The sequence below is a fragment of the Dietzia sp. ANT_WB102 genome, from assembly GCF_008369165.1.
Lineage (GTDB): Bacteria > Actinomycetota > Actinomycetes > Mycobacteriales > Mycobacteriaceae > Dietzia.
In genome coordinates, this window is sequence record NZ_VOBA01000001.1 from 635,564 (window position 1) to 658,267 (window position 22,704).

At 67.6% G+C, this 22,704-nt stretch carries 24 protein-coding genes; 17 read left to right on the plus strand and 7 right to left on the minus strand.

What is annotated here, in order from left to right; all coding sequences use genetic code 11:
* The first annotated feature begins 268 nt into the window (after window positions 1-268).
* Complete coding sequence (locus FQ137_RS02880; RefSeq protein WP_149291046.1) at window positions 269-991, plus strand: hypothetical protein; 723 nt, start codon at window positions 269-271, stop codon at window positions 989-991.
* A gap of 57 nt (window positions 992-1,048) precedes the next feature.
* Here the strand turns inward: FQ137_RS02880 and FQ137_RS02885 are convergent, their stop codons facing one another.
* From FQ137_RS02885 to FQ137_RS02895, 3 genes are all read right to left on the minus strand, one after another.
* Window positions 1,049-1,906, minus strand: coding sequence for a DUF4261 domain-containing protein (locus FQ137_RS02885; RefSeq protein ID WP_149291047.1), 858 nt, complete (start codon window positions 1,904-1,906; stop codon window positions 1,049-1,051).
* A gap of 47 nt (window positions 1,907-1,953) precedes the next feature.
* Entirely contained in the window at window positions 1,954-2,823 is an 870-nt protein-coding gene (locus FQ137_RS02890) for an alpha/beta fold hydrolase (protein WP_149291048.1), read from the minus strand.
* 279 nt (window positions 2,824-3,102) lie between these two features.
* Window positions 3,103-4,305, minus strand: coding sequence for a prolyl oligopeptidase family serine peptidase (locus FQ137_RS02895; RefSeq protein WP_149291049.1), 1,203 nt, complete (start codon window positions 4,303-4,305; stop codon window positions 3,103-3,105).
* A 238-nt stretch (window positions 4,306-4,543) separates the two neighbouring features.
* Between FQ137_RS02895 and FQ137_RS02900 the strand changes: the two genes are divergently transcribed.
* The 3 genes from FQ137_RS02900 to FQ137_RS02910 all read left to right on the plus strand — a co-directional run bounded on the left by FQ137_RS02900 (window position 4,544) and on the right by FQ137_RS02910 (window position 6,342).
* Window positions 4,544-5,338, plus strand: a complete 795-nt coding sequence (locus tag FQ137_RS02900) for a siderophore-interacting protein (protein WP_149291050.1) — start codon at window positions 4,544-4,546, stop codon at window positions 5,336-5,338.
* Window positions 5,339-5,531: 193 nt separating this feature from the next.
* Window positions 5,532-5,897, plus strand: a complete 366-nt coding sequence (locus FQ137_RS02905; RefSeq protein ID WP_149291051.1) for a VOC family protein — start codon at window positions 5,532-5,534, stop codon at window positions 5,895-5,897.
* A 22-nt stretch (window positions 5,898-5,919) separates the two neighbouring features.
* The gene (locus FQ137_RS02910) at window positions 5,920-6,342 is read left to right on the plus strand and encodes a DUF1801 domain-containing protein (protein WP_149291052.1); all 423 of its coding nucleotides are present in this window, start codon (window positions 5,920-5,922) and stop codon (window positions 6,340-6,342) included.
* Between the two features lie 36 nt (window positions 6,343-6,378).
* Here FQ137_RS02910 and FQ137_RS02915 read toward each other — a convergent pair whose 3' ends face one another.
* Window positions 6,379-7,245, minus strand: a complete 867-nt coding sequence (locus FQ137_RS02915) for a patatin-like phospholipase family protein (RefSeq protein WP_149291053.1) — start codon at window positions 7,243-7,245, stop codon at window positions 6,379-6,381.
* 164 nt (window positions 7,246-7,409) lie between these two features.
* On the opposite strand from FQ137_RS02915, the gene FQ137_RS02920 reads away from it, so the two are divergent.
* Window positions 7,410-10,064 (plus strand): YhgE/Pip domain-containing protein, encoded by a 2,655-nt coding sequence (locus FQ137_RS02920; RefSeq protein WP_149291054.1) that lies wholly within the window; start codon window positions 7,410-7,412, stop codon window positions 10,062-10,064.
* Window positions 10,061-12,247 (plus strand): YhgE/Pip domain-containing protein, encoded by a 2,187-nt coding sequence (locus FQ137_RS02925; protein WP_149291055.1) that lies wholly within the window; start codon window positions 10,061-10,063, stop codon window positions 12,245-12,247. The genes FQ137_RS02920 and FQ137_RS02925 overlap by 4 nt, the downstream gene beginning before the upstream one ends.
* A gap of 120 nt (window positions 12,248-12,367) precedes the next feature.
* Here the strand turns inward: FQ137_RS02925 and FQ137_RS02930 are convergent, their stop codons facing one another.
* Window positions 12,368-13,168: an acyl-[acyl-carrier-protein] thioesterase gene (locus FQ137_RS02930; RefSeq protein WP_149291056.1), complete on the minus strand. Its 801-nt coding sequence runs from the start codon at window positions 13,166-13,168 to the stop codon at window positions 12,368-12,370.
* Between the two features lie 15 nt (window positions 13,169-13,183).
* Between FQ137_RS02930 and FQ137_RS15305 the strand changes: the two genes are divergently transcribed.
* The 10 genes from FQ137_RS15305 to FQ137_RS02975 all read left to right on the plus strand — a co-directional run bounded on the left by FQ137_RS15305 (window position 13,184) and on the right by FQ137_RS02975 (window position 19,322).
* Complete coding sequence (locus FQ137_RS15305) at window positions 13,184-13,336, plus strand: hypothetical protein (RefSeq protein WP_188064739.1); 153 nt, start codon at window positions 13,184-13,186, stop codon at window positions 13,334-13,336.
* Window positions 13,337-13,469: 133 nt separating this feature from the next.
* A complete protein-coding gene (locus FQ137_RS02940; RefSeq protein WP_149291057.1) occupies window positions 13,470-14,003 on the plus strand; it encodes an Asp23/Gls24 family envelope stress response protein in 534 nt (177 codons plus the stop codon).
* A 62-nt stretch (window positions 14,004-14,065) separates the two neighbouring features.
* Window positions 14,066-14,242, plus strand: a complete 177-nt coding sequence (locus FQ137_RS15310; protein WP_188064741.1) for a hypothetical protein — start codon at window positions 14,066-14,068, stop codon at window positions 14,240-14,242.
* A 3-nt stretch (window positions 14,243-14,245) separates the two neighbouring features.
* Complete coding sequence (locus FQ137_RS02945; RefSeq protein ID WP_149291058.1) at window positions 14,246-14,614, plus strand: Asp23/Gls24 family envelope stress response protein; 369 nt, start codon at window positions 14,246-14,248, stop codon at window positions 14,612-14,614.
* On the plus strand, window positions 14,611-15,165 hold the full coding sequence (locus FQ137_RS02950) for a DUF6286 domain-containing protein (RefSeq protein WP_149291059.1): 555 nt from the start codon (window positions 14,611-14,613) through the stop codon (window positions 15,163-15,165). Before FQ137_RS02945 ends, FQ137_RS02950 begins: the two co-directional genes overlap by 4 nt.
* 11 nt (window positions 15,166-15,176) lie before the next feature.
* Window positions 15,177-15,857, plus strand: coding sequence for a hypothetical protein (locus FQ137_RS02955; protein ID WP_149291060.1), 681 nt, complete (start codon window positions 15,177-15,179; stop codon window positions 15,855-15,857).
* A 2-nt stretch (window positions 15,858-15,859) separates the two neighbouring features.
* Entirely contained in the window at window positions 15,860-16,429 is a 570-nt protein-coding gene (locus FQ137_RS02960; protein WP_255583491.1) for an RNA polymerase sigma factor, read from the plus strand.
* A gap of 5 nt (window positions 16,430-16,434) precedes the next feature.
* Window positions 16,435-16,944 (plus strand): hypothetical protein, encoded by a 510-nt coding sequence (locus FQ137_RS02965; protein ID WP_255583492.1) that lies wholly within the window; start codon window positions 16,435-16,437, stop codon window positions 16,942-16,944.
* The gene (locus FQ137_RS02970) at window positions 16,934-17,272 is read left to right on the plus strand and encodes a hypothetical protein (RefSeq protein ID WP_149291062.1); all 339 of its coding nucleotides are present in this window, start codon (window positions 16,934-16,936) and stop codon (window positions 17,270-17,272) included. The genes FQ137_RS02965 and FQ137_RS02970 overlap by 11 nt, the downstream gene beginning before the upstream one ends.
* A gap of 49 nt (window positions 17,273-17,321) precedes the next feature.
* A complete protein-coding gene (locus FQ137_RS02975; protein ID WP_255583493.1) occupies window positions 17,322-19,322 on the plus strand; it encodes a heavy metal translocating P-type ATPase in 2,001 nt (666 codons plus the stop codon).
* Here the strand turns inward: FQ137_RS02975 and FQ137_RS02980 are convergent.
* Window positions 19,290-20,162 carry an alpha/beta fold hydrolase gene (locus FQ137_RS02980; protein ID WP_149291063.1) on the minus strand — a complete coding sequence of 291 codons (873 nt, stop codon included), beginning with the start codon at window positions 20,160-20,162 and terminating at the stop codon, window positions 19,290-19,292. The genes FQ137_RS02975 and FQ137_RS02980 overlap by 33 nt on opposite strands.
* 80 nt (window positions 20,163-20,242) lie before the next feature.
* The gene (locus FQ137_RS02985; protein WP_255583494.1) at window positions 20,243-20,779 is read right to left on the minus strand and encodes a nuclear transport factor 2 family protein; all 537 of its coding nucleotides are present in this window, start codon (window positions 20,777-20,779) and stop codon (window positions 20,243-20,245) included.
* A 235-nt stretch (window positions 20,780-21,014) separates the two neighbouring features.
* On the opposite strand from FQ137_RS02985, the gene FQ137_RS02990 reads away from it, so the two are divergent.
* Window positions 21,015-22,673: a class I adenylate-forming enzyme family protein gene (locus FQ137_RS02990; protein WP_149291064.1), complete on the plus strand. Its 1,659-nt coding sequence runs from the start codon at window positions 21,015-21,017 to the stop codon at window positions 22,671-22,673.
* Window positions 22,674-22,704 lie beyond the last annotated feature (31 nt).

Here is a 22,704-nt window from a genome sequence, read left to right on the forward strand (position 1 = left end):
AGTGGTGTGAACTTCGCGGTGGCCGCTGTCCGACCGCGCTGTTACGGTGAGTCCGTGCCGAAAGATGTACTGATGTGCTGGCGATGCCGACCGACGAGGTCCCGCATCGCCCACTTCGTTGTGGCGTAGTACAGATGACGCGTGGGCCCGCCGGGATCAGGTGGGCCACTTTCGCCAGGCGATGCGGTCCGCGACGCAACCCGGGTCAACGCTCGTGACCCCACGGCTCGGAACAGGACCGGGCCGCCTGACTGAGGAGAGTCCCCAGGTGACCGCAAGTCCCAACACCACCTTCCACGCGCTCGAGGACACGGACGTCCTTGTCAGTGCACGGTCGTTGGAGGAGTACACCGACATGTTCGGCCTGGTGGAGGCCGACCTGGGTGGACGCATCGTCGACTGCCCCGGTGGAGCGGCCAGTGCGGTGGCCGAGATCTGCGCGGCCGGTGGCGACGCGGTCGCGGTGGACCCGCAATACGCGCTCGGCGCGGATGAACTCCGTTCTCGGATCCTCGCGGACGTCGAGCGGTCACTCGAGCGGAAATTCGGGCACGAAGTCGACTATGACTGGGACGTCCGCGGCGGGGTCGTGGGACACGAGGTCATCCGCCGCTCGGCTGCAGACCGGATGCTGGCGGACCTCTCCGCCGCGCCCGAGCGGTACGTGGCCGGCGCCCTGCCATCATTGCCCCTGGCCAGCGACTCGGCCGACCTCGTGCTGTGCTCGCACTTGCTGTTCACCTATGCCGACCGCATGGATCTGGCCGACCACGTCGACTCGATCGTCGAGATGGCGCGCGTGGCGCCGGAGGTGCGGATCTACCCGCTCGTCGACCACGCCGGCAATCCGCTGCCGGAACTTGTGCGCAGTGTGATCGCCAAACTGAAGAAGGAGCGACTGAGCTGCCGCATCGAGCCTGTGATCCGGCCGTTCCAACTCGCCGCCACTACGCGGTTGGTGGTCGAGCGGACCAACCGCCAGCGACCCTAGAGGCGGGCCATCGTTCGGGTTCGGCCCGATCGCGGTAGGGGGAGGCCGGGCCGGCTCTCACGGCTGATCGGCGGGCGCGAGCCGGAGAATCTCCTGCCCGGTGAACGGCGAGAGCTCGGCGCTCGCGACGAGAGGCTGCGGCCCGCCGACCTCGATGGTCTGGCCGGGCTGGAAGATGGTCCCTGTGGCCAGCGAGTAGGCCACGAGATTGCACATCTCCGCGTAGACCGCCGACGGTGGCGCGTCCACATCGAGCCTCTCTATATCCATCCGGCCGAATCGGCCCATCCCGCTGGTGTAGACGCACGACGTGGTGTCGGTCTGCATTCCCGCCCGCACACCGACGAGCGCCGGGGCCGGCACCGGATTGCCCGCGACGAGGTCGCGATATGGGCCAGCTGGCAGGGTCGCCGCGGCGCCGCCCACCGTGACGGCCACCGCTCCGGGCAGCGCGGTCAGTGCCGCGGTCACGGTCGACACCGCCAGTTCGCACCGAAGCGTGTCGAGTCGCGGATCCAGATACTCGGGTTCGCCCGGCTCGCCGTCGTCCCCGATGGGCCCCCACCGGAACGCCGCCACCACCACCTGGGACCGGTGAGATTCCACCACGGCCTCGCCCCCGTTCCAGGCCGCCAGGTCACGCGTGTACTGGACGGCCTCGGGCACGGGGGCGTCGACTGAGGACACGATGACGGTCGCGTCCTCGATGTAGACCGCCGTGGCGGGGTCGTCGTGGGATCCCCGCTCGACCTCGTACGAGCCCTCGAAGATCTCCGCGAGCAACTCGCCGACTTCGGTGTGGTCGGGGGCGGGCCGGTCGAGTAGGACGATCGCCACCGGTGTCTGCTTCCACGACAAGTCCTCGCCGGTCCGCGGATCGACGGCGGGCTGGTCGGGCTGTGGCGTCTCGGTCATGCTCCGAGGCTAACGCCTGTCCCCGCCCGGCCGGCCCCGCCTGCCGCTCAGTTGAGCAGGAAGTCGATCACGAGGCGCTCGAACTTATCCTTCTGCTCGATCATCGCCCAGTGACCACAGCGGGAGAATGCGTGGAGCTCGGCGCGAGGCAGCTGACGGAACGCGAAGTGGGCCTGTTCGTACGGAAGCATCCGGTCATCGCGGCCCCAGATGAGCATGGTCTCCTGCCGGATCTGGGAGGCGCGGGCGTACAGCGGCGTATACGCGTTCTCGGGCTTGAGGATCGAACCGAAGACCGAGTACATGCGCTCGACGGCACCCGGCGCGGTGGCCGCCTCCGTGCGGGCGCGGATGAGGTCGTCGTCCACGACCTTCTTATTGCCGACCATCGTGTCGACCCACGCCGCCATGGCCTCGTCGGACGGGTTCGCCAGGAACTCGAACAGCCGGCGCGACCCCTCGCTGGGCTCCGGGGTGAACAGGGGTGCCGCGAGTCCGCCGGGGCCCATCAGCGCCATCTTGCGGACCCGGTGCGGGTAGGCGAGCGCGGTCTCGCAGGCGACGTTGCCCCCCATCGAGTTGCCGATGATGTCGACCTTCTCGATGCCCTTGGCCTCGCAGAACGCGTCGATCGCCTCGGCGGCGATGAGGGGGTACGCCTTCTCCCACTCCAGGTCCGAGCTCTTCCCGAAACCCGGCATGTCCAGCAGGATGGTGTGGAAACGCTCGGCGAATACGGGGAAGTTGCCGGCGAAGTTGGACCACGCGGTCACGCCGGGGCCGGAGCCGTGCAGGAACAGGACGGGGACCGCGCTCTCGGGCTCGGCGAGGCTCTGCTCGCCCGCCTCGTGGTAGTGCAGCTCGAAGCGGCCGGCGGTGATGGTCTTGCTGGTGGACTCGAAGTCGAGGGCGCTCATGGCCCCCACGGTACTAGAACACGTTCTAGGAATCCCACCGTCGTCCGAAATTAAGTCAGCCGCGCGGGGAGTCCCTGAAACATCCCCGCGCGGCGATGACGAGACTCTAACTCGATTATCCGCTGGGTGACAAGTCGGTAACAATCATGGCGCCGATCACACCCGCGTCGGTGGTGCCAATGCGATTAACGTGCACTTATGAAACGGCCTATATGGACGCGCGGTGCAACAGGGGTAGCGGAGAGCCCACTTCCCGCCCCCGGCGCGCACGGCGCGGAATCACCGCATCACCCGCTCGAGGAATGCGGTGGCGTCCGGGGTGGCCGCGTAGACGGTCCCGCTGTGATCCCGGTCCGGATAGACGTGGAGCTCAAGTGGTTGCTGGTTGAGGGTCATCTCGGCGGCGAGTGAGAGGGCCGAGGGCGCCGGAACATCCGTGTCGAGGAGGCCTTGGCCGAGGAACACCGGCCGGTCGTAGCCGATGGCCGGGGTGCCCATATAGCGCTGAAGGAGCCCGAAGACGTCGGGGATGTCCTTCAGTGGCCGGGTCAGCGTCTGCGAGACCTGGAAGTCGCCCACCTTCTCGCGCATCGCGCCATAGCAAAGAGTCTCAGCGGCGTCGACCATCTCGCGACCCTGCGGCGTGAGGAACTGATTGAGGTCCACCTCCGGGTGCTGGTCGCGGAACCCGGCGAGGATGTACATCGCGTAGACGTTGAGCCCCGTCGGGAGCTGGACGGGCGGGAATCCGGGTCCGCCCCATTGGAAGAGGTGCTCGATGTTGGCCGGGGCGCCGGTCGCCACCACGCCGCGGTAGTCCAGCCCGGCCCGTGCGCCAAGTTCGGTGGCGCGGGTCGCCGTGACGAGCGCGGCTCCGGCACCCTGGGACTGGCCGACGAGTCCCCACGTGGCGGACAAGGGCAGCCCGTCCGCGCGGGCGGCGATGAGTGAGTCGACGATCCCACGGGCCGCCACCTGGCCGTTGAGGTAGCTGAGCAGGCCGGGAGTTCCGAGTCCCACGTAGTCAGCGGCCACCACGGCGTAGCCCCGATCTAGCCAGTGGCCGAGGTATTCGGCGTCTCGTTCCGAGCGCGGCTGCGTCGATGGTGCGCAGTCGTCGCCGAGGCCGGTGGTGCCATGTGCCCACGCCACGACCGGCCAGCCACCCTCCGGAGGGGTGCCGTGTGGCAGGAACACCGCGGACGTGGCGATAGCGTTTCGGCCGTGCTGGTCGATCGTCCCGTACGCCTGCCGCACGGCCCTCCCGGCCTGTGGCAGCGAGAGTGCCGGGTCGAGCGGCACCATGGCGGCGGGCACACCGGGGGCCGGGACGGGCGCGTCCCACCGCCGGGTGTCGAGGCCGGACCACGACGGCGACGGCATTGCGTCGGCTGAAGCGGGGGCGGGGGAGACGGCCACAGGGGCAACCCCGACGAGGGCGCCGACGGCGACGGCGAGCGCCGCTGAGGTGAAGCGGTTCATGGATCGAAGGTTAATCCGGTCGCGCCCGGCGCGCGGTGCGTCGGCGATTCCCCGCCTCACATGCTGGTGGACTTCGATATGGAACTGCTGGAGAGTCGGACGCTGGTCGGACGAGTGCACGAGCTCAGTTGCCTACCTGAGGTGCCGCGCCCAGGACCTCCCTCCCGAAGTTAGGGTAGCCTCACCTTAGGGGGCGAGGGTCGTTCCCTGCTATCGACACCGTGAAGGGAGATCGACTGTGCACGGCGAGGTCCGCACCACCGAGCGACTCACCCCGTCCCTCATCCGTATCGTCCTGGGGGGCCCGGGTCTGAACAACTTCGTGATGCCGGATGACGACACCGACGCTTACGTGAACCTGGCTGTGCCACCGCGAGGGGCCACCTACGGCCCGGTGTTCGACCCTCGCGAGGTGCGCGAGACCCACCCCCGCGAACATTGGCCGGCACGTCGGCGCTGCACGGTGCGGAGATGGAACGCAGCAGCGCGGGAGCTGACTCTGGACTTTGTGGTCCACGGCGGTTCCGGCGCGGCCGGAGCATGGGCTCTGGCTGCCCAGCCGGGCGACGTGCTGGTCTTCAACGGGCCCGGTAGCGGCTATCACCCGGACCCGACGGTCGAGTGGCATTTCATGGCGGGTGACGAATCCGCATTGCCGGCCATCGCCGCCTCGCTGGAGAAAGTGCCCGCACACGCCCGCGTCGTGGTGCGACTGGTGTGCGACGGTCCCGAGCACGAGCTGCCCCTCGAAAGCCCTGGGCGCCTGGATCTTCGATGGGTACATCGCACTGAGGCGGATCCCGCACCATTACTCGCCGCCGTCGAGGCAGCTTCATTTCCCGGAGAAGGCGTGCAGGCCTTCATCCACGGTGAAGCAGAGGAGACACGGGCACTGCGGCGCCATGTGATCCGCGAGCGGGGGGTCTCCCGCGAGACGATGTCGTGCTCGCCGTACTGGCGGCGCGGGATGTCGGACGAGCAGTGGCGCTCGGTGAAGAGGGACTTCGTCGCGGCCATGAACTCGGAGGCCTGATCGAATTCGGCGCGGTCGGCGAGTCGGGCGGTCCTGCCGACGGCGAGAGTTGCCCGAGTGAAGCGGTACCTGGACCGAAGATTCATCCGATTGCGCAGGTGCGTGGAGAAATGTGCCGAGGGCACTTGTGGTCCACGTCACACGTCTGGTTGGCTCTTTTACACCGCGCCATCGCTTGACGAGAGGACTCATCATGAGTCTGGCAGAGCTGAAGATGATCACCGTGGACTGCGCAGACCCGCCCGCGTCGGCGACCTTCTGGTCTCACGTACTGGGCTGGGACGTGGCGCACTCCCAGGACGAATACGCGATGCTGTCGGGGCCGACAAGTGCACTGGGATTCGGTCTCGTGCCCGACTACCGGGCACCAACCTGGCCCAACTCGCACGGCTCCAAGCAGTTTCACTTCGACCTCGCGGTAGACGACCTCGCGACTGCCGAGGACGCGATGGTCGCTCTCGGCGCCCGGGTGCCGGATGAGCAGCCCGGGGACTCCTGGCGCGTGCTGATAGATCCGGGCGGTCATCCCTTCTGCCTGACCCTCGCCAGTAACTGGTAACTGCCTCGAATCGAGGGTGGAGATGACCGGTAGGGCGAGTCCTGCGAAGGCGGCGGTCGGAGACGAGCCGGTCTTCGCCTACATCGCCAGCCTCCCGCAGCCGCAACGCGAGATCGCCAAGGCAGTGGACGCGCTCGCGGCCCGGACGCTTCCCAGCCTGCAGCGGTCGGTCAAGTGGGGGATGGCGTACTACGGAGTCGGCGAGGGGTGGTGCTTCAGCTGCGGCGGATTCGCCGGACATGTGAAGCTCATGTTCATCAACGGAGCAACGTTGCTCGACCCAGTACCTCCCGTGACGCCCGTCGGGATGGGCAGAGCGACACGCGGGATCGAACTAGCGGCGATCGGGGACCTCGACGAACGACAGGTCGCTGCGTGGATGAGGCAGATCGCGGCGAGGCCCGGCATCGGCGGTCAGAAGCAGAAGACCCGCGACGTGACCTGAGGACACGAGGCCGGGCGGACCTCGACACGCCTCCGATCAGCACCGATAGAGGCCCGGGCCGTCGACTTTCACGGTGGACAGGAAGTGACGGCCGGCCTCATATGCCGAGGCGATCAACGGTGTGGACCCGGTGAAGTCCAGCGGAGACAGGCCAGGGAGGTACTCGGGGCCGGGCAATACCAGGACGGGGACCTCCCTCGCTGCAACCGGTAGGTCGCGCTCCATCTGCTGCCGGGCCGCGATCGTGGCCGCGTAAAGGATCGCTTCGGGAACCGTGGTGGGTCGCTTGATCTGACGATCGGGGTAGTTGCAGTCGAGGACCACCAGCGACCCGGCACCCATCGCCAGGGCCTCGAGTACCGGCGTGTTGACGGCGAGTCCTCCGTCGTAGAGATCACGACCCCCGCGATGGACCACCGGGAACACCCCCGGGATGGCTGAACTGGCCAGCATCGCGCTGAGCAGAGGGCCGTCGGTGAGCTGAACCGGCTCCGCGGTGTCCGCGTCCACGGCCATCGCGAGGTACGGGAGCGGTAGTTGGCCGATCTCCTCCTCACCGATCTCCTCGGCGACCAGGCGACCGATCCGGGGGCTGTCGTAGAGGTTCGTGCGACTACGCAGCACCGTGGTCACACGTGCCCAGAGGCCCCCCGGCATGATCATGTCGGTCTCGAGGTCGTGCCAGATGTGTGAGAGCCGGTGCGCGGCTCCCACCGGATCCGAGGCGACGACGGCACCGTTGAGGGCCCCGACGGAGGTTCCTGCGACGAGGTCGGCACGTACCGGAACCTCCGCGAGGGCTTCGAGCATTCCGACCTGGGCCGCTCCGAGGCTGCCGCCCCCGCCGAGGACGAACCCGATCGGGCGGGGCAGCTGATCGGCAAGATCGTGACTCTCAGTCATGGCCACGAACGTACCCGCGGGGGCCGCTGAAAGTGCCCGAGAAGTGGTCTTGAGCAGAGGCGGGCGGTGTAACGTTCGAGAGGATCAATCCCGCCCAGGCGGACTCCTCTGACCATCGGTGAACTCCGAACGGCCCCGGGACGGCGACCCGCAGGGAGATGTGGATGCGCACTGTCTTCAGCGTGTTCGCGCGAGACGTCAGACGGCTCGCGCTCGTACGTAAAGCGTGGATCGTCATCCTCGGGGTCATGATCACCCCCTCGCTATACGCCTGGGTCAACATCACGGCCTTCTGGGACCCGTACTCGCGGACAGAGAACATCAGCGTCGCCGTCGTGAACCTGGACGAGGGCGGATCGTCGACCGCGACGGGTGAAGTCGACGTCGGCAGTCAGCTGGTCGACCAGCTCGAGAAAAATGATCAGCTCGGGTGGCAGTTCCTCGACGAGGACGACGCGATGGAGGCGGTCAGGAGCGGCACGAGCTACGCGGCGATCATCGTCCCACCGGATTTCACCCGGGATCTCCTCAGCATCACCTCCGGTGCCTTCACGCCCCCTTCCCTCACGTACTACGTCAACGAGAAGTCGAACGCGGTCGCCCCAAAGATCACCGACGTCGGCGCCTCCACGCTCGACACGCAGGTCAACAGCACGTTCGTCTCGGTCGTCGCGAAGGCGGTGACGGAGGAGTTGAGCGCCGCCGGTGACAATGTCGAACGCCGGCTGCTGGAGGCACGGAACGGCACCGTCGATGCGCTCGACGGTGCGGTCGGCAGTGTCGCGTCCGCACGCGAGCGGATCAGAGATGTCACCGCGGGTCTGTCGCGCGCCCGGAGCGGCCTCGGCTCGGCAGGGGACACACTCGACACAGTCGACGCCACTCTGGGCGACGTCCAGACCGCCGTCGGCCAGGCGCGGGAGATAGCGGACGAGGCACAGCAGGAACTGGCCACCCTCACCGGCTCGTTGACGACCACCTACGTCTCGGGAGCCACACTGCTGGCCGACGCGGCGTCGACGCTGAACGGCTCGGTCGCAAGGGGCACATCGGGACTTGAGCGCGCGAACGTCGCCGTCCGCTCCGGACTCGACGACGCCGACGCGATCGCCACCAAGACCGGCGAGGCCCTCAGTGAAGTCCAGGCACTGCTCGCCGCGGCCGCCCCCGACTCCGCGCTGTCCGGCCGGTTGAGCGAGGCCGTCAGCGCGTTGCAGGACCCTGTCACCGGGGACCAGAACGTCCTCGCCCGGGTGCGGCAGCTCAACGCGGACGTGGCAGCAGCCACGACCGCGATCCGGTCCTCGGCGGACGCGATCGATACAGCGGCTGACGCTGCAGGAGCGTCGGCACGATCGGTCCGCGACGTCCTGGTACAGACCGGGCCCGACCTCAACGGCGCGATGTCGCGGCTGTCGGCGAGCGCGGGTGCGCTGTCCTTTGCGATCGACTCTCAACGCACGCAACTGGGGCAGGCGCAGAAGCTACTCACGGGCCTGGGCGACCAGCTCGGTGAGACGGCGACGGCGCTCACCGCGCTCGACGGCACTCTCGCCGGTGCGGAGTCCGGACTTGAGAGTGTGCGCACCGACGTCGTCGCCCTCAGCACGGCGGACGCCTGGGACGCCCTCGGTACGCTGACGGGCCTCGATGCCGAGGAGATCGCCCAGTTCATGGCGTCGCCCGTCGAGGTGGACGAGCACCCGGTGTTCCCTGTCGCCGCCTACGGGGATGCGATGGCACCCCTGTTCGCGAACCTTTCCCTGTGGATCGGCGCATTCGTCCTCGTCGTCATCTTCAAGCTCGAAGTCGACCGAGAGGGGTTCACCGGGCTGACGACGAGGCAGGCCTATCTCGGGCGGTGGATGCTGCTCGCCGCGATGAACGTCGTCCAGGCACTCATCCTGTCCATCGGCACCCTCGTCATCGGTGTGGAGGCGGCCAGTGTCCTCGCGTTCGTGGCGACCAGCGTGCTCATCGGTCTTGCGTACTTGAGCATCATCTACGCACTCTCGGTGACCTTTGGATATGTGGGTAAGGGCCTGTGCGTACTGCTCATCATCATGCAGATCCCCGGCGCGGCGGGCCTGTACCCGATCGAGCTGATGCCGGGGTTCTTCCGGGCGCTGTACCCCTTCCTCCCGTTCACCTACGGCATCGACGCCATGCGGGAGACGCTCAGCGGCTTTTACGGCAATCACTACTGGAAGAACATGGCAGTCTTGGCGGTGGTTGTCGTCCTGTCGTTCCTCCTCGGCCTCACCCTCCGTAAGCGGCTCGGCAACTTCGCGCTTCTGTTCAGCCGCAGGCTCGCCAGCACGCAGCTTCTGGTGACGGAGGACGTACACATCACCAGGCGCCGCTACCGGCTGCCGCAGATCATCCACGCGCTGTCGAACGGGGGAGAATATCGGCGGGTCGTCGCAGCCAGAGCACGTAGGTTCACGGAGAACTATCCGATTCTGCTGCGCGCCACCTTCGCCGTCGCCCTCGTGGCCCTGCTGTCCCTCGGGCTCCTCGGCTGGCTGATCCCCGGCGGTAAGGCCGTCATCCTCGGACTCTGGGTGCTGTTCACCCTCCTCGTCGTCGGGGTCCTCGTGGTGCTCGAATACGTCAAGCAGAGCATCGGGTTCGCGACAGAACTGGGCGCGATGTCCGACTCGGACCTGCGCCGAGAGCTCGTCAGTGTCGGCACCGGGCACGACGCGATGGCACCGGATCCGTCAGGTCCGGCGGAGCCTGGGGAACCACACACGGAATTCGACCCGGAGCCGGACGGGGACCCGGGCGAGCGCGCCGAACGAGGTGAGCTCGAGTGAGGAACAGCTGGAAACTCTTTCGCCACGACCTGCATCACAGCACGACCAACGTCATGGCGATCGTCGTCCTTGCCGGGCTGATCTTGATCCCTTCTCTGTTCACGTGGTTCAACGTGATCGCCACCTGGGACCCGTTCGGCAACACGAAGAACCTCACTGTCGCTGTAGCCAACACCGACCAGGGATATCAGAGTGACCTCATCCCGTTGCGGGTCAACATCGGCGAGCAGGCGCTCTCCTCGCTGCGGGCGAACAATGACCTGAACTGGGTGATCACCACGCGGGACGATGCGATCGAGGGCACGAGGTCTGGGGAGTATTATGCGGCCCTCGTGCTGCCGCCGGAGTTCAGCGCCGACATGATGACGTTCTACGAGGACGGCGGTGAGCGGACCGCGATCGAGTACTACACCAATGAGAAGAAGAACGCGATCGCGCCCAACATCACCGAGCAGGGCGCGACCGAGGTGTCGACGAACATCAATGAGCAGTTCTCCGCGACACTGGGTGAAGTAGGACTCCGGATCATCTCCTCGCTGTCTAAGGAGTTGAACGACGCCGACACCCAGGTCGCGCTGTCCCGTCTCGAGGCACGCGTCAACCAGGTTGCGGCGCAACTCCGTGCGGGAGCGGACACCGCGGACATGTTCGCCGCATTGATTGCCTCGAGCACCCCGCTGGTGAGAAGCGCCTCTGACCTGGCCACGTCGTCGGGCCGCGCGCTGAGTGAGGCCTCCGAGGCGATTGACGGCGGCGCCGACGCCGCGCGGTCGCTGACCTCGGCATTGACCTCGGCGGCGGGGTCGCTCGGAGGTGCGCTGTCGGCGAGCGACGAGAGCTATCAGGCGGTGTCGGACCGGATCGAACACCTTTACGCCTCACTCGACACGCAATCCGGCAGCACCGCAGACGCCATCGATGCGGTGGCGACGAGGGTGCAGATCCAGATCGATCAGTACGTCGCCCTGCGGGCCAGTGCCGCAGCCACCGTCGGTCCGGTGGTCCCCGACACCGCCAGGGGCGACTTCGACCTCGTCCTCTCGCGGCTCGACAACGCCATCGCGCGGCAGCAGGCGCTGATGGACGGCCTCGAGGACGCAGCGCGGCAACTGCGGAGCGCCAACGCGGATACCGGAGCGGCTCGCCAGCAGGCGCTCGGGCTGGTGGCGGACGCGAGGGCAGCCATCGGGAGCGCCAAGACTGCCTACGACACCAGCCTGAAACCCAAGCTGGAGGCCCTCGGCTCCACTCTGGCGTCCATCGATGCCGGGATCACCGCCGTCGGTGACGATGTGTCGTCCGCGACGACGTCACTCTCCAGCGGGTCGAACTCGCTACTCGATCGCCTCTCGGAGGCGGAGTCGACGACCTCGTCGATCTCTGACTCCCTCGTGGACGCCGCCGGCCGCTTCGACGAACTGTCCGCGGCGTTGGCGGAGGCCAGCGACACGGGCGACCTTCGCGCGCTCACCGACCTGATTGGCAGCGACCCGGGGATGCTGGCCACCTCGCTATCGAAACCCGTGGAACTCGAGCGCGTCCCAGTGTTCTCCGTGGCGAGCTTCGGTAGTGCGATGACCCCGCTGTACATGATGCTCGGGTTGTGGGTGGGCGCGCTGCTGGCGTCAGTGGCGATCCGCGTCGACGTTCCGGTGGGCACGCTGCCCGGTGTCGAACCGCTCACCCCGGAACAGACCTATCTCGGACGGTACGGGATCTTCGCACTCGTCGGGTTCGCGCAGAGCACGCTCGTCAGCGTCGGCGTGATCCTGTTCGTCCGGATCGAGCCGGCGCACCCGTGGTTGCTGGTGCTCGCCGCCTGGGTCATGTCACTCGTCTTCACGCTCATCACCTACACGTTGGTGGTCGCGTTCGGGAATGCGGGTAAGGCGCTCTCGGTCCTTCTCCTGGTCTTCCAGATTGCTGGTTCCGGAGGCGCCTACCCTCTGCAGGTGCTCCCGCAGTGGTTCCAGAACATCAGCCCGTTCTTGCCCGGGACCCATGCGGTCAACGCGGTCCGCTCGGCGATCGCGGGAGTCTACGCAGGTGATTACTGGATATCGTTGGCGTGGCTCGTGCTGTTCGTCGTGCCGATGCTGCTGTTGGGATTCGTTCTCAGGCGACCGTTGCTGGGTGTCCACGAGAACATGTTGCGTGAGCTCGAGTCGACCAAGCTCATGTGACGCGCGGCGGGAGTAGTTGCCCGCCGCTGACGGCATCCCGGATCGGGAAGCGGACTCCAGGTCGATGATGGTCTTGGCCCTGGAATGTTCGGCATCGGGCAGTCGGTGCCCGTGCGTGCACTACAGGGGAGTGACGGTGATGGCGGCGGCAACCTGATCGCCTGTGCACATCCACATCTGTAGTTGGTCCCCCTGCAGGCGGCGGCGCACGGTCACAGTCGCGCCCGGTGGTATCGGGCGCAGGTACTCGATCACCATTCGGTGCGGTACGGAGCGCAGGCCCGGATGGTCGAGCAGTTCGTCCTCGACCGCACTGAGGTAGGCGGCGTTGTTGAGGTGCCGGAGCGGGTCGAAGTCGGTGCTGCGGAGGATGTGTTGCCGATCTGGTGGCGCCTGGGGGTCGTCGGACTGCGATGGCAGGGCGGCGGTCATGCCGTGCCAGCGCAGGCGATGTGTCTCCGTCATCGCCGCGAGCATGTCGAAGCCGGAAGGGCTGATGCGCGTCGGCGTGCCTTCGGTGTTGACGGAGATCCAAAATGCCTCGGTCTCCACCAGGCCGGCCGGCCGCTCGTGGGGGTTGACCCTGTTCCTCTCGGGCTCCGAAGTGAGGCGAACCCGCATGCTCGCCCACCGAGTCGACACCGCTGAACACCAGCGATGCAGGTGCACCGTCGCGGGCCAGGTTATCGGCTCGAGGACGTCGATCACGGTGCGGCGCACGATCCAGTAGGGGTCTGAGTCTGCGTGATCGGTGGCCTCGAGGTCGTCGTTGGCGATGTCCTGGAGATAGCGCGCGATGCTGTCGAGGCGGAGGTGGCGCTCCGGATCGACGTCCGCGGTCCGTACGCGGTAAGACGTGGAGTAGCCGGTCGCTGTTGCTGATGGCGGGGGCAGGGGCGGCCCATAGTCGAGTGCCGTCATGACGCTACCCCCCAGATGTGTGATGCAGGTCACTGTACCGGGTCGACCGAGGTCCAGTGGATCGGCAACGCGTATCTGCTGCCACTCGGAGCCGTGGAGCGCATCGGTGGCGCGCTGGGAGACCACCAGGGCCGGAAGCGGATCTTCCGGGCCGATTCGGACGGGTGAGGCGTGACCACGAAGACCCTGAACCGTGCATGTATAGGCGCTCGCGTGAGGAATCCGGTTGTCGTGACGTCTTAAGGGTGTAGGTGATCGCCACACGGTCGGCCGGAGGCCGATCGTCGGATGAGGAGGAAATATGTCGAACCCGTCGGTTCCCCAGACAGGTCTACAGAAGGAGCGTGCGGAGGAGGCTGCTGCTCGCCAGGCCCGGGACGAGGACAACGTTGTCGAGGAATTCACCCCCAAGGGGCCGCTACAGACCTCGCGAGGTGTGACGACCATGGACGAGACCGTCGTCGCAAAGATCGCGGGGATGGCAGCCCGGGAGGTTCCCGGGGTCTATGACATGGGCAGCGCGACCCGCCGCGCGTTCTCCGCGGTCACGGACCGCATCCCCAACGCGCAGACCAACGTCTCCGGCGGCATCAGCGTGGAGAAGGGCGATACCCAGGCCGCCATCGATGTCACTGTGGTGGTGGAGTACGGCGCCTCGCTCGTCGAGGTCGGTGACGCGATCCGTCGGAACATCATCGAGCAGGTGGAGGGCACCACAGGCCTCGAGGTCGTCGAGGTCAACATCCATGTCTCGGACGTCCACCTTCCCCAGGAGGACGACGGCGGCGACGCTCGGGGCGGGTCTCAGACTGCCCGCACCGGCGAACTCAGGTAGCTCATCCACCGACAGGGGCGGGCCTGATGGCCTGCCCCCGCACCCCTGAACGAGGAGTTCTCATGAAGACAACCCATCTCACTATGCTGGTGGGGCTGTTTCTCGGCGCGGTCGCCGCGTTCGGGTCGTTGGCCCAGTTCTTCGTCGTCGTCGTGTTCGGCGTGATCGGAGTGGTGGTCGGGCTGGCCATCGAGGGCCGCATCGACATCAGGGGCGTCACCGATCGTCGGGGGCGCTGACCGATGACGATCACGCCACCGGAACAACGGGGCTCGACCACGATCCCGCCGAGCGTGGTCGCCCGCATCGCGGAACAGGCGGCGTCCGAGGTCCCCCGGGTCGGCGGAGCCGCCGGCGGGGTGCTCGGCGTTGGAGCCCGCCGCAATTTCGACTCGCGTCCCTCAGCCGAGTGCGACCTGTACGGCCAGGTCGCCGTGCTCAGGATCGACGTCGGCATGGCGTTCCCAGTCGATCTCGCCTCGACCAGTCGCCGACTGCGGCAGCATGTGATCAAACGGGTGGAATCCCTTACCGGGCTGCAGGTCGGCCGGATGGACGTCGAGGTCTCTTGGCTCAACCCCGACTACCGGGGGAGAGGAGAATTGCGATGAGTGCCACGACCACGCCACGCAAACTGGTCAGACACCCTGCGCGCGCGATCCCCGCCGTCCTCCTGTCCGTTGTGCTGCTGGTGGGCGGGGCGCTGGGGGTGTGGCTACTGGGCGCGTACTTCCTCCACGGCACCGTCCCGACCGAGGCCTCCAGTGCCGTCACGGCGATCGCCGATACTCGGCTCGACTCGATCACCGCCAAGGTGGTGGCGGTCGCCCTGGCGCTGCTGGGCTTGCTGATGATCCTGTCGGCGCTCGTCCCGGGGAGACCCTCACGCACCCAGATCCTGGACGGCGACGTTCCCGGTGAGACCGCAATCTCCCGCCGCGACCTCGCCCGACGAATCCGTCGCCGCACCGAGCAGGTGGACGGGGTCCACAGCGCCCACGTGGAGATCGGGCGCCGCCGCACCGACGTCGTCGTCCGCACGGTCGTCGACGACACCGAACCGGTACTCCACGCTGCCAGGGCCGCCGTCGAGCAGGCGGTCGAGGAACTGCATCCTGCTCGGTCGGCACCACCCCGCGTCCGTATCGTCCGCAGAAGCTAAGGAGACACACCATGCGTTCGCTCTCCGGAATCCGCAATCGACTAGTGCTCCTGCTGGTGGGCGTACTCGCCCTCGTGGCCGCGGCCTGGCTCGGCGCGGTCGCCTTCGGGCTCTTCTCCACCGTCGGGGCGCTCGACGGTGTCCTCGCTCCCGGCGAACAGACAGTCGACGCGATAGTCCAGACCCATCGCGGATGGCTCCTGCCGACTGCTTCGGTGGTCGCGGTGCTCGCCACTCTTGCCGGTCTCGCGCTGCTCATCGGGCAGATCCCGTCACAGCCGGGCAACACCGTCCTCCGTTTTCACGACCGGGATCGCACGGTGCTGGCCTCCGTCGAGCCCGCGGTCCTCGAACGCGCGCTCGCTGACCACGTCGCGGATGTGCCAGGTGTCCTCGACAGCTCGGTCCACGTCTCGGGCTCGACCGTCGACCTCTGTGTTCAGGCGGAGATCGCGGTGTCCGAGGGCGCGGAGGTGGAATGGACGATCGGGCAGGCCCGCCGCCTGCTCGCCGCTGACGTGAGCACCGCCCTGGGTTCGGCACCGAGACGTGTCGACCTGCTCGTTCGGCTGCGCTCGACCGCCGCACCGTCCCGGCTGAGTACCGATGACGCGCACGAGCGCGCGCCCGGAGGCCGCCGACACGAGAACCGTCCGAGCGCCCCACGGACCCGGACCCCCGAGACCGTATGACGGTGAGTGCCGACGACGACGAAGTGGGTGACCGCGTCCTCGTGCTGCGAGCACAGGACGGCGACATCGGCGCATTCGAGCTGCTGGTCGACCGGCACCAGGGGAGGTTGTTCCGCATCGCCTACCTTACGGTGGGAGATCGCCAGGACAGCGAGGACATCGTCCAGGAGAGTCTGTTGCTCGCGTGGCGGAGGCTGCACCTGCTGGACGACCCCGACGCATTCCGGAGTTGGCTCTCTCGCATCAGCTCCCGACGCGCGACCGATGTGGCACGGCGCCGACAGCGACGCGCCACAGAGGCGCAGCCGACCGAGGTCCTGGAGCGCCGCGAGGACGAGCGACCCGGATCCGACCCGGCACACACCACCCAGGTGAACGTGCAGCTGCAGGCACTCGCCCGGGCGCTGGGGATGTTGGAGCCTGGTTTACGTTCGTGCTGGGCACTGCGGGAGGTCGAGGGAATGACCTATCGGGAAATCGCCACGATTTTGGGGATCACCGAGGCGACGGCGCGGGGACGCCTCGCGCGTGCCCGGGCACAAGTCATCCAACAGATGGAGGAATGGAGGTGAGCCCCATGGACGATCCGTCCGGCTCCCGAGAACGGGACGAGAACGCCGCGACCAGTCAGTATCTCGAGCTGATTCGCGCCCTGCACAGTGAGTGGGACGAGTTGGAAGAACGAGGCGAGGTCGGCGTCCAGCTGTCGCGCCGCGCCCGGGTGAGTCTCACCGAGTCGGTCCGCGCCGATGTGCGTCACGGCGCCCAGGTGCGCATGCCGAACACCGCTCTCGGCCCCTTTACCCTGTCCGAACTGTCACTACGTACCCTCGTCCGCGCGACCGTGGACCGGGTGCCCGACGCCGTGGCGTTGAAGACCTCGTTTGATCACGCGGCCAGCCCGGACTGGCGCACTCGAGGAACCCCGCAGAGGATTTCCTGCCGCATCTCCGCCAGTACCGCCGCACCCGACCTACCAGCACTCGCCGACCGGATTCGTACCTCCGTCCAGGCCGCCTGCGCACAGGATCTCGACCTGAACGACGTCGTCGTCGACATCCACATCGAGGATCTCCATGACAGCTGAGCCCGCCGCCGCCACCATCGCCGACCTGGTCACCGCGGTTCCGGGCGTCCAGGGCATCGAACCCGGCATCGGGACCACGCTGCGTACCCTGGACGCGCGTATCCGACGCGTCGGCGGCGCCGCGCACCACTTCGGTCTCCACGTGGACAGAGACCAGAACACCGTGGTCGTGGAGGTGTGCGTGGACCACTCCCGGGCGGTCCGCCATATCGTGCGCGATATCCAGGACGTTGTCCGCACCTCGCTCCAGGGCGCGTTCTCGTCTGACCCGGTGGTCCTGGTTCGAGTGCAGTCCCTGCAGGTAGCGGGCACCGGGCGCGGCTCCTGAACGGACGGGCCCGGCCCGGATCGGGGTCGGCGTGAGGGAAGATGGACCCATGGCTGGATTCCAGGAAGACGTTCGCGTCGACAAGCGTGGGCCGACCGGAGGCGGGGAGCATCTCGCTGACACCTCGGAGTCGCACAACCGGGGAACTGTCGCCCGCGTCGTGCGTGATTATCCGTTGGTGATCGCGTCGGTGCTGGTCCTCGCGGTGGTGTTGGGGTTGCTGCTCGCTGGACAGAACGGGCTGGCGCAGTGGATCGGCTCGATATGGGCCGGGGCCGTGGCGTTGTGGGTCGCCTGGGGAATGGTCCGCGACCTGATGGCGGGGCACTGGGGGATCGACATACTCGCGGTCACCGCCGTGACCGCGACCGTGGCGGTGGGCGAGTACGTCGCCGCGCTCGTGGTGGTACTGATGCTCACTGGTGGCGAGGCGTTGGAGGATTACGCCGCGGGGCGGGCGCGCCGAGAGTTGAATGCGCTCCTCGATCGCACCCCACGGACCGCGCGCAGGGTGCTCGACGACGGCTCCGTGGAGGAGGTCCCGGCAGAGGACGTGCAACCGGGGGAGCTGCTGCTGCTGCGGCCGAGCGAGGTCCTTCCGGTCGACGGCCACCTCGAGGACGACGAGGCCGAGCTGGACGAGTCCTCGATCACGGGCGAGAGCCTGCCGGTTACGCGGCAGCGCGGGGAGAACTTGCTGTCCGGTTCAGTCAACGGCACCCGCGCCATCCTGGTGCGGGCTACCAGTAGCGCCGCCGACAGCCAGTACGCGCGGATAGTCGAGATGGTCCGCGCCGCCTCGGAGTCGAGGGCGCCGGTGGTCCGGCTCGCCGACCGCTATGCCGTCCCGTTCACCGTGCTGGCCCTGACGATCGCGGGCGCAGCCTGGTGGTATTGGTCCGACCCGGTGGTCTTCGCCGAAGTGCTCGTCGTGGCCACCCCCTGCCCACTACTAATCGCCGCGCCCGTGGCGTTCCTCGGGGGGATGGGACGGGCGGCACGCACCGGTGTGGTCGTCAAGGACGCGGGAACCCTCGAGCGCCTAGCGGACGTGCGGACCGTGGCCTACGACAAGACCGGGACGATGACCTACGGTCGCCCCGAGCTGGTGGCCGTCCACCCGGCGCCCGGGTCGCAGTGGGACACCACGGCTGGTGAACTCGAATTGTTGCAACTGACGGCCTCGGCAGAGCAGTACTCGTCACACGTGGTGGCCGCGTCGGTGCAGGATGCCGCCCGCCAGCGGGGGCTGGAGTTGCTACCCGCCGAGGACGCGCAGGAGGAGGCCACCAATGGTGTCACCGCCACGGTGGACGGGCGGGCGGTGGTCGTCGGCAAACGTCTGTTCGCGGCCGAGCACGCCGGGCACGTGCCCGAGGCTCACCTGGAGCCGGGTCAACTGGCGGTGTATGTCTCGATAGACCGAGAATTCGCCGGTGTCGTCATCATGGCGGACCAGCTGCGCGAGGACGCGAGAGACACGGTCGTCGCGCTTGGCGACCTGGGCGTGACCGACCAGCTGGTGCTCAGCGGCGACGCGCAGACCACGGTGGACCACATCGCGACGGCCGCCGGATTGGATCAGGCATGGGGCGAGCTGCTGCCGCAGGACAAGGTGCGCCTCATCCGCGAGCTCCCCCACCGCTCGGTGATCATGGTGGGCGACGGCGTCAACGACGCGCCGGCACTGGCCGTCGCCGACATCGGCATCGCGATGGGCGGCCGGGGCTCGACCGCGGCCAGTGAGTCAGCGGACATCGTGATCCTCACTGAGCAGCTGGGACGCGTGGCCAGCGCGGTGCGCGTGGGACAGCGCACCATGCACGTGGCGCTGCAGAGCATCTGGATCGGCATCGCACTGTCCGTCGGATTGATGCTGGTCGCCGCGACGGGCTCGATCCCCGCGGTGGTGGGTGCACTCAGCCAGGAGGTGGTGGATCTGGTGGTGATCCTCAACGCCCTGCGCGCGATCCGCCCGGGACGGGCGGAGCGCGCCGCACTCGCAAGTGCCCTACCGTCACGACCTGGTGAGGAACGCGACGACCGCTGATTCGAAGGCGGCCTTCTGCTCAATCATCACCCAGTGCCCGCAGTTCGGGAACACGTGGATCTCCCCGTTGACGAGCAGGCGCATCGGCAGCAACGACATGTCGAGCGGGCTCACGCGGTCGTCGCGACCCCAGGTGATCAGCGTGGGGGCCCGGACCGCCCGGAGCCGGGTCCACGCCGGCACCGACTCCGGGTCGCGGGCGTCGGCCGCCATGCGTTCGAGAGCGGCGCGACCGTACATCATTCGGGAGCTGGCGAGGGTCGCCGCGTCGGTCGCGTGCGCCCAGCGCTGCTCGATCATGTCCTCGGTGACCAGAGAGCGGTCGAAAACCATCGAATGCAGCCAGTCGACGAGACGCTCCCGCGTCGGGTCCTCCACGAATTCACTCAGGCGCACGATCCCCTCACCCGGGGACGGGGCGAACAAGGACGCCCCGGCGCCGCCGATCGTCACCATCTTGTCGACCCGCTCGGGGGACGCCGCCGCGAAGTCGATCCCGACGAACCCGCCCATCGAGTTGCCGAGCAGGTGGACCCGGTCGAGCCCCATCCCGTCCAGGAACGCCCGCACGGCGGTCTGTGCCGAAACCATAGGATGCGGGGCCCCGAAGTCGTCGCTGACGCCGAAGCCGGGCAGTTCCACGACGAACGTCCGGAAGTGCTCGGCAAAAGCCGGTACGTTCCCGGCGAAATTGCGCCACCCAGTGACCCCGGGCCCGGACCCGTGGAGCATCACCAGCGGCGGTCCCTCGCCGGCCTCGCGGTAGCGGAGCACCCCGTGCTCGGTCGACAGTTCCCTGAGTTCGGGCTCCCGGGTGTGGTCAGCAGTCGCACTGGTCATGCGATCACCTTCCCACCGCATCGACGACCCTGGTCCGCACTTCCCGTTCACCGGGAATGCTCAGACCACCCGTGCCCACCTCAGCGGGTGTAAAATCCGGGAGTGGCGTCGACGCTCAGCCGTTCTAGACGGCGGTAGCTGATGAGCCACCGACCTGCGACCTTCCGGTACTCCTCGTGATAGAAGCCGTACCCGTGCAGCCATTCGGTTTCCGAGCCCCGGGTGAACCACAGCCGGTCCTCCATCGCCCACACGCCGACCGCCGTGGTCTCGGAAGTGAGCGTGATCTCCGGAGTGTGGCCGTGGTGCACGCTGGTCACCGGAACGTCACCGTCGAGGGTGGCGCGGATGGCCGCCGTCAGTGCGGCACCGCCCACCACGGGGCCGCCACGCGCCGTGCTCACCGCGGATTCCGAATCCTCAGCGGGCCGCGCGGCGCCCGGACTGTTCCACGAGTCGCTGACGACGTCGTCGGTATGGAACGAGGCGTAGCGCTCCCAGTCCTTGGTGTCCATACAGCGCAGTCGGCCCGCGAACACCTTCTTGATCTCCTCGACCGCGAGGAGCTGCTCGGCGGCGGACATCCTGCCGTTGTGTTCTTGTGCGTACATGGCCATTGCCGTTGCTCTCCTGGGGCTGTCTGGTCCTGATCACCGGGCGGTTCAGCGTCGCATGTTGCGGCCACGTTGTCGCTGAGTTTCACGATTGGTGGGAGTGGCCGGGGCGAGCCTCGGGCGAGCACACCCGTGCTGCGTTGATAGAGAATGAGTCCTCTGGGCTGCGAAAGCACCCAGCCCGAACCGGTTCGGCATACCGGTTACCTGCCGTGATTGACAGCGGAAAGGACTTTCGATGACCACAGGACCTTCGGTGAAGGACCGACGCGCACAGGCGCTCGCGGCCGTCACCGCCCCGGGCCGACCGTTTGAGTTGACGGAGGAGGAGGTCCGCGGCCACCGGATGCAGGTGTTCCGGCACCGTCGGCGGTCCCTGGGGCAGGTTCTGAATGACTCGGCGGACTTCGGCGATCGTGAGTACCTCGTATCCGGGGACCTTCGTCTGACGTTTTCCGAGCATCACACGCGGGTCGCCTCGGTGAGCCGGATGCTGACCGAAGAATACGGCGTGGTCAAAGGCGACCGGATCGCTATTTTCGCGGCGAATAGCGCGGAGTGGGTGATGACCTTCTGGGCGGCCACCTCGATCGGCGCGGTCGTGGTGGGGATGAACGCGATGTGGTCGGCCCGGGAGGCCGCGTACGCGCTTGAACTCTGTACGCCCGCGCTCATCGTCGCCGATGAGAAGCGACGCACCCTTCTAGACGCCCCCGGTGTACCGGTCCTGTCCACCGAGACGGATATTCCTCGATTGTCGCTGGCGGTCGCCGACCCGGAGACCCCGGACACAGAGATTGACGAGGACAATCCCGCTGTCATCATCTTCACCAGCGGCACTACCGGCCGACCCAAAGGGGCGACCCACTCACACCGCAACGTGATCGCTGCGGCGGACTACTTTGGCGTCAACGACGCCGCGAGCGCGGAGATGGGAATCCCCCGACCCGAGCAGCGCCGCGTGCTTCTCATCGCCCCTCTGTTCCACATGATGTCGCTGCACAACCTCGTGGTCCCACGCCTGGTTTTCGGCGACGCGGTGATCGTCTACCCCGGAAAGTTCGACATCGACCGGGCGCTGCGCCTGATCGAGGCGGAGCGGGTGACCCAGTGGGGCATGGTCCCGACGATGGCGACCCGGCTGGTCGGGCATGGCGACCTGTCGTCCTACGATCTCTCGTCGCTGACGGCGATCTCCCTGGGGACGGCGCCGTCCTCGCCGGGCCTGAAGGCCGCCCTGCGGGAGATGCTCCCGGTTGCGGCCGCCTCCCTGGGCACCACCTACGGACTCACGGAGTCGAGTTCTGCCGCGACTATCGCCTCCGCTGCGGACCTGGAGCGCTACGAGGACTCCGTCGGCACCCCGGTCGTGACGATGCAGGTGGAAATCCGTGACCGTGACGGTGTCCCTGTTCCCGATGGGGTGGAGGGTGAGATTCATCTGCGTGGGCCCCTGGTGATGCTGGGCTACTGGAACGACCCCGAGGCGACTGCGAAAGCCCTCGACGCGGAGGGGTGGCTGCGCACGGGGGATATCGGCGTGATGATCGACGGGCACCTGCGTATCCGCAGTCGCCGCTCCGATCTCATCATCCGGGCTGGGGAGAATGTCTATCCGGCTGAGGTCGAGGCAGTGCTGTTGGAGCATCCGGACGTGCGCGACTGTGCCGTCGTGGGTGCCCCACACGAGGACCTGGGGCAAGAGGTCGCGGCGGTGGTGGTGACCGCAGGTGACATCAGCGAAAGCGACCTCGACGATTTCATGCGGGAGCGCATCGCTCGCTACAAAGTGCCGAGCCGCTGGGTGCTGACCCAGGATGACCTACCGCGCAACGCCACCGGGAAGGTGGTGCGGCACCGGCTCGGTGAGTTCATCGAGCCGGGAGCGAAAAGCTAGGCAGGGGACGCGGGCAGGGCCGTCACAACCG